At 55.7% G+C, this 10,502-nt stretch carries 6 protein-coding genes; 3 read left to right on the plus strand and 3 right to left on the minus strand.

Annotation, left to right across the window (positions count from 1 at the left end; genetic code table 11):
- The first annotated feature begins 204 nt into the window (after positions 1–204).
- The gene (locus tag G491_RS0123220; RefSeq protein ID WP_028316246.1) at positions 205–6,528 is read left to right on the plus strand and encodes an LVIVD repeat-containing protein; all 6,324 of its coding nucleotides are present in this window, start codon (positions 205–207) and stop codon (positions 6,526–6,528) included.
- Positions 6,529–6,774: 246 nt separating this feature from the next.
- Here the strand turns inward: G491_RS0123220 and G491_RS0123225 are convergent, their stop codons facing one another.
- The gene (locus G491_RS0123225) at positions 6,775–7,425 is read right to left on the minus strand and encodes a DUF1847 domain-containing protein (RefSeq protein WP_028316247.1); all 651 of its coding nucleotides are present in this window, start codon (positions 7,423–7,425) and stop codon (positions 6,775–6,777) included.
- 536 nt (positions 7,426–7,961) lie between these two features.
- Between G491_RS0123225 and G491_RS32170 the strand changes: the two genes are divergently transcribed.
- Entirely contained in the window at positions 7,962–8,471 is a 510-nt protein-coding gene (locus tag G491_RS32170; RefSeq protein ID WP_035219921.1) for a MarR family winged helix-turn-helix transcriptional regulator, read from the plus strand.
- The gene (locus G491_RS0123235; protein WP_028316248.1) at positions 8,468–9,592 is read left to right on the plus strand and encodes an FUSC family protein; all 1,125 of its coding nucleotides are present in this window, start codon (positions 8,468–8,470) and stop codon (positions 9,590–9,592) included. The genes G491_RS32170 and G491_RS0123235 overlap by 4 nt, the downstream gene beginning before the upstream one ends.
- 209 nt (positions 9,593–9,801) lie before the next feature.
- Here the strand turns inward: G491_RS0123235 and G491_RS36775 are convergent, their stop codons facing one another.
- Both G491_RS36775 and G491_RS0123245 read right to left on the minus strand, forming a co-directional pair.
- Complete coding sequence (locus G491_RS36775) at positions 9,802–10,089, minus strand: alpha/beta hydrolase (protein ID WP_028316249.1); 288 nt, start codon at positions 10,087–10,089, stop codon at positions 9,802–9,804.
- Between the two features lie 186 nt (positions 10,090–10,275).
- Positions 10,276–10,502 (minus strand): hypothetical protein (locus G491_RS0123245; RefSeq protein ID WP_028316250.1); only part of this gene is annotated, 227 nt, incomplete at its 5' end.

The following is a 10,502-nucleotide window of genomic DNA, read 5'->3' on the forward strand; positions in this document are numbered from 1 at the left end:
TATGCCGAGGTCAAATGTCGCATTTTTATCCCTGCAGGGTTGACTCCCATTCAATAGGCAAATATTCTTTCCAATCATTTTCGACATAATAAATAATACCGCGATTCAGGCGCGAGGCTTGTTGAGGACAAACCTTGCCCGTTCGTAATCGCCGTTCACGCCTTCACTTTTTGCCAAGGCTGCCTGAGCCAAAGGAGTAGACCCATGCCGCGCCCTGGACTTCGCCCCTATTCCATGATGAAAATTGCCGTTGCTATAACCTTTATCCTATGCCTGTTTTCCGCCTCCGTCCATGCAGAGAGCTGGAGCATCGAACCCGCCGGCTCCATCGGGGGATGGAGAGGGGCTATTGCACAATCCGGCGACTACGCTTATTTCGCCGAAGGCCAGGCCCTGCGGACGGCCGATCTGACCGGCGACGCTCCCGAGATTGTGGCCAGCCTCTCCTTATCCGGAGAGCCGGCCGCGGTTTTGGCTTCCGGAAATTACGTGTACGTGGCTGGCGTCAATCAGTTCGTTGTGGTGGATGTTTCCGATCCTTTGTCTCCTGAAGAAGCGGGCTCTTGCCAGGTCCTGAGTGAAGGCCTGGGCAGAGGAGGGGTTTCCATGGACGGCGACAGAATATACCTGGCCTTTGACACTTCAGGCGCGGACTTCACCCTGCAGGTTGTGGATATCAGCACGCCCGGCGCTCCGTCCGTCATCACTTCCACCACCCTGATTCCCGCCGACAGAATTCTGGTTTCCAACAACCTGCTTTACGCAGCCTGCGAGGATACGAATTTCCGGATTTATAACGTGTCCGACCTGGACAATATCAGGGAGTTGGGCGCGTATTCGCCCGTATGCCCAGGCTACACCATGGCGAAAAAAGGGAGTTTTATTTACATCAGCTGTGGCTATGAATCCCAGAATGGGGTGCAGATAATCGACGTTTCCGACACCAGCGCCCCCTACAAAGAGACTGAATACACCTATACGGACATGAGAGCCTACGGCGTGGATTTTTACGGTGAGATGACATACATCGCGGGCAACGACGCCGGCCTGGTGGTTGTGAACCTGACCGACCCGACAGACCCTGTTTTTCAGGGTCAGTTCGACGAAGGATACGGGATAAGCAACCTGATTGTGGACTACCCCTACGCTTACCTGATTTCCACAAAGGACCAGGCCCTCACTAAAGTGGCGATTGACGACCTGAGCGACATTACCGCCAACGGCTCCGGCTTTTCCCCCAGTTACGCCAACGTGCTGGTTCTGGATGGAACCACTCTTTTTATGGGCGCGGGGCAAGCCTTATGGGCCTATGACATGACGGACCCCAACTCCCCGGTTTTAATAGGGCGTTGGACCGACTATGCGGGCATTCAGAAGATGGCCGTGGAAAACGGCAGGCTGTATGGGCTGATCAGCAATGACCTTTATGTCCTGGACGTCTCGGACCCTGCTTCGGGCGTGTCATTACTGGGAACCTACGATCCGGGAACCTACCCCACCAAAATGGCTGTCTACAACGGCGTCGTCTATCTTGTGGAAACCGACGGAGACATGCTTGTAATCAATGCGTCCGCCGCGCCGACTTTCTCCGTTGTGCAGGACGCGACCTTGTATGGATCGGTTCAGGATTTGTACGTAGACGAAGACCTTCTCTTATTGGCGGGCGCGCCCAGTTCGTCCGGCCAGACCGCCGTCTACGAAATTGACGAAAGCGGCGCCTTGATCCCGGACGCGGTCATACCAGCCGATTACGGCAACGTTCGATGCGCCGTGAAGAATGGATGCGTCGCCGTGGCCAGCCACACCGGATACGCTGGCTCGGGCACGGCAAACGGCTCTTTGGGGCTCTACCACATCGTCTTGGGCAGCGGGACTGAAATGGATAAGATTGCCATCCCAGGCATGCAGTTTGACGATTTGTATGTATCGCCCTTGGAAGGCGATGACCTCCTGGTTCTTGCCTCGGGATATTGGGATGAAAACGGTCGTAAAAGCTCCGGCAATACCACAAACGGAACCCACACATTCACCTATGCAAGCGAGACGCAAACCATCACCAAAGGGGACGTCTGCAAATCTCCTTATCCCACCGGCATGACCGTCGTTTCTACGCCTTCGGGGGGCAGCATGCTTGCGACCTGCGACATGTCCTACGGCAATTACACCCAGACAGTTAAGGTGGGCGACGGCCTGTGCTGCCTCACAACCAAAATTCTGCCTGTTGAAGCCCAGCAGGATGGATGCAGCGTTACGCCCCCCAGTTGGGGCAGGGGGGAATGCGGAACCGAGGTGACGCTGACCGCTGATGAGGTCTCGCCCTGGAATTTCAAGGAATGGACCGGCGCGGCTGCGGGTTCGAATAGGGAGGTGGACGTTACCGTGAGCGGAGATTGCTCGGAGGCCGTAGCCCACTTTGTTATGCCCGTCCTGACCCTGGCCGCCGGAGGGGGAAATCCTGCGTACAATGAAGTCTACGGCCAGAATCCCGACAATGAAAAAGAGAAGGTCGCGGCCGTCATCAATCTTTCCGTGAACGACGTGGACGACTGGCGCGTGAACTCGGTTTCCTTCACCGCCTCGGGGTCCGGCAACGAAAAAGACGATATAGCAACCGTCAATCTTTATCTGGGCGGAGCCGGGGGAAACCTGCTTTCATCCGGGACGTACAGCGCGGACGACGGCGTGATTGCCTTGGGCGTCAACCAGACCATCAATAAGGGCGAGAGCATCACCCTCACCCTGACCTATCTGTTCAACGAGGATAAAGCCTGCCCCTGCAATGACTATTCGACAAACATCAACGTGTCGCAGGTGAACGCCCTGCCCCTGGTTTACGCCAATTACAAAAAAGTTCCGCCCCTTCCCCAGGGGGTTGCCAGCGGCCCGCTTACCATCAAAACCGGGATCATGACCGAAATCGACGGCGACCAGCAATACGGAGAAAAAGAACAGCCTCTGCCCAAGGCGTATAAACTCCAGGTTTCGCGCCAGCACCCAGACTGCGTGGACAAAATCCATTGGGAGTTGATGCCGGAAGCCGCTAAATTTGGCGCCAAATTCTCCAATGGCGGAACTTCCATCGACACCCAGGTGGACGCCTCCGGCTTGACTGAAACCACCCTCACCCTGGGCGAAAAAGTGGGTATGAAAAACCCCTATGTCGCCAATGCATTCATATACAGCACGGGCGCCCAATGCTACGCTTCCAGTGCAGGAATGCCTTTTACCTCCTACGGCGCCGGCGTGGACGTGGCGCTCACTCCCGAGCATGACGGGGCCGCGGGCTCCAGCGTGGTCTCGACTTTTGTTTCCGACATTTCGGCGTCTAATAAGATGACCATTAAAATCGACATGGCGCCAACGGATTTCGCCGAGGTTCAGCAAGTCAAATACGACATTGGCAGCTCCCTGAAAAACGGAACCATGGTCACGCAAAACAAGGAGTATTATGCAACCTATGACATGAAGGACTTCAGCAAAACCGAGCCCTTTGTAGTCACCTTGGTCATGGAAAAGGACGGAAAGATCATCGAGCAGGAAGAAAATTATGAGCTAAAGGCCTTGAACCTCCCAAGCTGGTTCGGCTTTTTGGAAAGCATCAGCGAGCAAATCAACAAAGACTGGAATTCAAACGACGAGTATTACTTCGTCACGTTTGAATACCCGACCAATTTCGTCTGGGCGGACTATGTCCCGTCCAGTATGGGCTTTTTGGGCGGCCTGGACTTTGACTTGGGCGTGGAGTTCGTGGGCGAGGCCGACTATTTCATCACGGAAAAATCCCGATTCAGCGCAAAATGCAATTCCGAACCCAAACTGTTGGGCCAGAAGATCTCCTTAAAGGGCGAGTTGGTCGGCAATTTTGACGAGAAGTTCCTGTTTCAGCGCGGGACCGGCAAGATCGAAGCAACCACCACATTCGACCTGCCCTCCAAAGGCTTTTCCAAAACCTTTGTGGTTTACGCCGTGCCCATTACCGTGTCCGTGGACATCTCCGGAAACGTGGAAATTTACGTCAACGGCAACGCGGTCCTGAACAAGAAACTGCAGATTGAGCGGGCCGTGGTCACGCCGGGAACCACCATCACCGGAGACCTGACCCTGTCTCTGGCCGCGGTCCTGGGCCTTGCCAAGATTTCCGCCACAGGCTCTCCGTCCGTCAACATGGAAATCACAATAAATTACAAAAATGCGGGAGGAACCACAACGACCTGGGGCGCGGAAGTCAAAGTGCCCATCAAGATTTGCGGCTCCCTGTTCTGGGGCCTGGCCAGTTCGGAACTCTACTCCACGGAGCTTGGCCCCTGGTCCTTTAACAAAGGCCGCAAAGGCCTTTTGGATTACCCCCATCTCACCGTGGACGATATCAGCGTGCCCAGGCTCATGACCACCTCCAGCCTTTCCGCCAATTCCTCCGGCCGGCGGATCGCCGTCTGGATCGACGACGCTGAACCCGGCGAGGCCGAACCCAACCCGGACGTTTTTTTTCGGTACTTTGATGGAGCGAACTGGACTTCCCCAGCCGCCCTTATCGGCCTGGACAGCCCCAACAGCGAATGGGAAACCGATCCCCGGGTGGTCTTCATGGACGGGAATTACGCCCTGGCCGCCTGGACGACCAACGACGGCGATCCCAGCCTGGACAACCTGAACGATATCCTGGCCGCCCAGGATATTGACTACGCCGTATGGAACGGCGCCGCCTGGTCCGTCCCGGCGCGAGTCGTTGACGACGACAACGCGGACGGCTCCGTATCCCTGGCCTACGATCCCTCGAACGCCAAAGTCCTGGCTGCGTGGGTGCACGACGTGGACAATTCCAACAGCGTGACCACGCGTACGGACTGGATCATCCAGTACTCGGCCTACGACATCGCAGGCGACGTCTGGCCGGCCGCCTCAACCATTACGGGAACCGCTTCCGGGTCCGCCGACTTCTGCCCCGCCTTGGCGTCCAATTCGGACGGCCAGGGGCTCCTGGTCTGGTGCCGGGACGACGACGGCCTCTCTTACACGGAGCTGGATGAAATTACGGACGGCTCCAACGTGGACTATACCAACACGGACGCCAATGTGTATTGGGCCTACTGGAACGGGACGGGCTTTACGACAGGCCTTTCTTTGACGGCTCCCGACTCGGCTACGGAAACCGCCTGCGATGTGGCATGCGGGCCGGTTGATTTGGCTTATTCCAAGGATGCGGGGCCGGAAACCCATACCCTGGCCATAGCTGTTTGGACCTCCAGTACGGCGGACGCCAAAACCCTCTACTACTCCGTGTTTGACTTTGACGCCATGCAATGGGGCGAACCGGGCGTCATAACCCAAAACACGTCCTATATCGAAGATCCCAAGGTCGTGGTGGATTCCCTGGGCGCAGCCTCGGTCATCTGGCGGGCCGCCGACGACGTGGAAGGCGATCTTTATATGAGCAAAGCCGGCGACCTGACCAATCCTGTGTGGAGCGAACCGAAAAAAGTCACGGACGACCAAAACGTCCAGACCAGCCCCTCCCTGGCCGTGGGCGCCAACGACGAGGTCGTGGCTTCGTTCAACTCCTACGACATGGGCGCGGGCGACGCCGTGTCCGGCTCGGGATTCACCGGCTCCATGAACGTTGCCCCGGCAAACCCCGAAACAGCCTCCCTGGCCGGAAACTGGAGCGATGCGGGGCAGGATCTGGATGTGGACGGCCTGTACGAGGCTTTGATTGTGTCGCTTGACGCTGCCATCGCCCAGGCGGGCGACTACGAGGTCCGGGCGGACCTGTATTCTGATTACGGCAAGATCACGGATGCCTCCGTCCAATTCACCGCCGCCTCGGCCCTGACCGAAACCGTGCAACTGGCCTTTGACGGCGCCTACATAGGCGACCAGCAGGTGGACGGCCCCTATTATATGAGGAATTTCAGAATCCTGGACAACAACGCATCTTCCGTGCTGGCGGCTTCAGACTCGGCGCCCTACACCACTGCGGAGTACGCCTACACGGACTTCATCTCCGGCCCCCTGTCCCTGGATAAAGAGGAATACCTGGGAACCGCCGACTCCATGGGCGTCACACTGACCCGGATCGCCCTGAACACGGACCCGGGCGTCGCGGAAACAGCCCAGGTCAAGGTGCTCAGCAGCATGGAGCCGAATGGGATCACAGTGGAACTGACTGAAACCGGGGCCGACACGGGAATCTTTACGGGAACCGTCTCCTTCACCCTGGGGCAATCCATCTCCGATCCGCCCGCCATCTACGTGCTGGACCACAGCGTGGTGCAGGCCGTCTGGTATGATGAGTCCAATTATCCCTGGAAAGCAACCGGGGTGTGGACCGCGGACATCCTGCAAGGCGACCTGGACCTGAACGGAGTTTCGGGCATGGCCGACGCCATTACCATCCTGCAGGTTTTAAGCGGGCTGGATCCGGAATACGACATCAAGGGGTATACATCCGCGGAGCCCTGGCTGGGCGAAGAGGAAGCCCTCTCAACCATGGACGCCCTGTATATTCTCCAGACCGTCTCTCAGGAATAAAAAAAGGAGGGAAGCGCCTTTCAAGGCCTTCCCTCCTTGTAATCAGCATCCAATCGGACTCTCTCACCCCCGCTAACGGGGAGGCGTCTTCGCTGTTTTTGCTCGTTCCCATGCGTGGGAACGCATACCGAACTATCAGAATTTAATTTAGCTCGTTCCCATGCTTCGCGTGGGAATGCATATTGAACTATTAGAAATCACGTTGAATTTATATCCGTATATCTTGTTAAACCCCATGGCTTCTCACTATTTGAGCTTAGGCTTCCGTGTGTTGATGCGCGTGTATATATGCTTGGAAGTATACAGCGCCGCCAGGGGATTGTGCGCCAGCACCCGGTCCTTGACCGCCAGCACGGTCACCGGCGCCTTGGAATGCTTGATGAACAAGGTGTCGTCCCCCACGCACAAGCCGAGAAGAATGCTCAGGTCCACCCCTTCATGATCCAGGATCTCCGCTTGTCCGATGGGGTTGCATAAAGGCTGGCGATGGCCGGGGAAAATTTTATCCTCTTCCGGCAAATCCACCTCGTCCGAACTCAGCGCCCCGCACATGCAGCAGACCGTGGCGATTTCAAATCCTTCATTCAGCAGGTAATTGGCGAATTTTTCGGCCTCCTCGGATAATCCCACGCAAAAGGCCACGCCCAGCTTTTTGTATCCCTGAAGCCGGGCGAAGAGCACGGTTTCCTCCACCCTTGTCAGTTTGCCGTAATCCTTCCAGGTTTTGGCTACGTTTTGCGAGGTCGCCTTGTTGTCCTCCTTGGCCAATTTTTCTTTGGAACGGGCGATTTGCTCCTCCCTGTGAATGGACGGACAAAAATCCGGCGCCTGGCTGAGATCCCCCAAGAAACACCTTTTCCGTCCGCAATAACTGCAAAGAACCCCTTTGTCTGACATTGCCGCCTCCATAATTTGAATTGAAGATGCTGACACATTGAAGCAGGAAATTGAATTGACTCGGTTGATGAATGCATAAAAGGCAATGATCTGTAGATCCGGCGATTCCCTCAAAATTCGCCGAAAGGCTTTGGCTTCCTCTCCGCCAATTACCAAATCCATAATACCCGAAAACCGGAAAAAAGTACAGTTCCAACGCCCGCAATGTTATTGCGCAGCCCTCCCCAAAAGTAGTCGCGAGGTTTCCTCGCCAAAGGTAGTCGCGAGGTTTCCTCGCCAAAGGTAGTCGCGAGGTTTCCTCGCCAAAGGTAGTCGCGAGGTTTCCTCGCCAAAGGTAGTAGCGAGGTCTCCTCGCAAAAGTAGTTGCGCGGTCCCCGCGCCCAATTTCCGACCTATCCTCCCATCACCCACACGTAGTCTCTCGGTCCCCGCGCCCAAATCGCCTGAGTGGTTTTGATCTATTGGTAGTAGTTGCGGGGCCTCCCCAATCAACATAGGTCTTGATTTTACAAAATTAGTAAGATAATCTTACTAATATGAAAACGAAAGACGCAACATACAACTCCCCAATCGACGCGGCGGCCCAGTTGCACAGAAGCGCCCTGCATTTTATGCGAGCGCTCAGGAGCGCCCGGACGGAAAAAAGCCTCACTTCAGCCAAACTCGCGGTCCTGGGGCGATTGCACAGAGCGGGAGCGGCCACGGCTTCGGACCTGTCCTCCTACCTGAGGGTCATGCCCCAATCCTTAACCAGGCTTATAGCCGAGTTGGAAAAGGAGGGGTTGATTTCACGCAAGAGGAGCCGGGAGGACCGCCGCCGGATAGTTCTGGATATTACCCGGGAAGGCGCCTCCCTTCTGACAGACAAGATAGGAGGTCAAAGAGCGCTGTTGGCTCGCGTTATTGATCAGGAGTTGTCCGTGGAAGAGCAGGAACTTCTTGGCCGCGCTGTGGAGATGATGGATAAAATGGCGAAGGCGTTGGAAGCGCTTCAAGAGTCCGGAGAACCGCAAATGGGGCGTGAAGCCGAGGAGGCGGCGCCATGAAGAAAAGTTTTCTTGCCGGGTTCAATTTTAACTGCGGGGCTTCCATTGTCAGGCTGGCCGAGGCTATGACAGCCATGTTGGGGCTTGGGGCCCCTGCTGCGATAGGATACATGGCAGGAAGGCCGGAGTTGGGAATTATAGCTTCTCTTGGAGGTTTGGCTCTTAGTGGAGAAGGAAAAGGCGAGTCGTTCAAGGAGCGGGTTTTCAGCCTGTCTTACGCTGTAATTACAGGCTGCCTGGCAATATTTGCCGGTTCCCGGTTAGAGGCTCTTGGTTGGAGCTTGTGGGGCCTTCCGATTTTAGCGACGGTGGCGGCGCTTGTGGGCAGCCTAAGCAGGCTCATGGCAAGGGCGACCACTCAATTCATCTTGTTCGCCATTATTGCAGCGAATATAGGCGGGCCGGACGCCCATGCAACGGGAGCGGCGGCGTTGTTTTTTCTATGGGCGTCGTGGACCGCGCTTCTGTCTTTGTCCATTCGTCCTCTGATGTTAAAAATATTTCGGGTTCAGCCTCCCGCCGCGGCTCCAACGCAATCCTACACACGGCGGCAGTATTTCCGCCGCTGGCGCTGGTCTCTGACCCGGCTTGCGGGCTGGCAGTATACAATCAGGCTTTCATCATGCCTGATCGCCGCCCATCTGGTTCAATGGCGTTGGCCCGACTATCATACGTATTGGGTGGCTCTCACCGTGGTAATTGTTGTGCATCGCAATCTTCAAGAGGCGCTTTCAAGGACGATTCATCGGGCCGCCGGAACCGCTTTGGGGATGGTTTTTATGAGTCTGCTGATGTTCGTTGGCTTGCCTGTGTGGGGCGTGGTCGCTATGATTGGGCTTCTTGCGGCTATGCGCCCTGTATTGCTGGAAACCAATTATTTTATCTACGCTGCAGTACAAACGCCCCTGGTTCTGCTGCTTTTGGATTTCGGCCAAGATCCTTCCTGGGAGCTTGCCCTGACCCGTCTGTTGGCCACGTTGGCGGGCTGCCTGATCGCCCTGACCCTGGGCTACCTCGGCTGGTCCCGGTTTACGCCCTTGTCTCCCGTTTCAACGCCCGCTGCTGCGCCCGTAACTGACAGTGCACCGCCAACTATCGCCCAGCTTGCTAATGAAGAATAAACTGCAGGATAGCTTTTCCGACAGGGTCTGAGGCGTCAACCACCCCCTGCGCCATTTCCTGATGGGAATGGTTGTTTACGGGGACGAACTTGGCGTCGCATCCCGCCGACTTTAACTTGTCGGCGAACGCCTGCCCCCCTTTGACCGCGCCCTTTCGGTTGGTTGTGTTGAGAATAAGAAATTTAGGATAAACAGCGCCGCTTGCGACGTTATAAAAAAGGGGACGCTTTTTTCAATACCCCCCTGTCAGAGCCGAAAGCCGCTTTTATTAGTCTCCTTGTCAATCGTTCATTATATTCCTTGGATAAAAGATCGAAGCTGGCGGTGTCCACAGGGATTACGCCGGCCAGCTCGGGGGGGCTGATATTATATTTTTTGAGATAGGCGAGATTCGTCCCCAGGAGAGCCGCCAACTGAGCCCCGGCCGAATGCCCGGACAGGAAAATCCGCTCCTTGTCGCCGCCCAGCTCCTCTAAATGGGCAAAGACCCAGGCCAAAACAAAGGGAGAGCAGGATGCTAAGAAAAATGATTCGAATGGTTTTCATGGCGTTGCGACCCCGATTACAATCTTTGTATAGAGTCAAAAGATGGTGGTCTCCGAACTTTAACACCGCCAAAAACGGATATGGAGCATTTTCAGTGTGTTATAAAAACACCAATAGGGTTTTTCGTACTACAAACCTTATAAGCTCTTGATTTTAGGAAAGGATATTTCCAACTGAGTGTAAATCGCCCTGTGCTCCTCCTCCACGCGGGTCAGCACGGGAACCGCCATCCCATGGAGTTTTGCCTGTCCCGCCTTGATCTGCTGGAGCTTGTCTAAGGCGCGTGACGCTGAAATGGACAAAGGCGCCAAAGTCAAGCTCATGTATCTCTCCACCATCAGGGCAAGCACACAAATGAACACAT

This window comes from Desulfatibacillum aliphaticivorans DSM 15576, from assembly GCF_000429905.1.
Taxonomy (GTDB): domain Bacteria; phylum Desulfobacterota; class Desulfobacteria; order Desulfobacterales; family Desulfatibacillaceae; genus Desulfatibacillum; species Desulfatibacillum aliphaticivorans.

What these genes read in the sequence shown, in the direction of transcription:
- G491_RS0123225 (WP_028316247.1), bottom strand. Translation starts at nt 7,425, where the DNA reads ATGTCAGACAAAGGGGTTCTTTGCAGTTATTGCGGACGGAAAAGGTGT.
- G491_RS0123220 (WP_028316246.1), top strand. Translation starts at nt 205, where the DNA reads ATGCCGCGCCCTGGACTTCGCCCCTATTCCATGATGAAAATTGCCGTT.
- G491_RS32170 (WP_035219921.1), top strand. Translation starts at nt 7,962, where the DNA reads ATGAAAACGAAAGACGCAACATACAACTCCCCAATCGACGCGGCGGCC.
- G491_RS0123235 (WP_028316248.1), top strand. Translation starts at nt 8,468, where the DNA reads ATGAAGAAAAGTTTTCTTGCCGGGTTCAATTTTAACTGCGGGGCTTCC.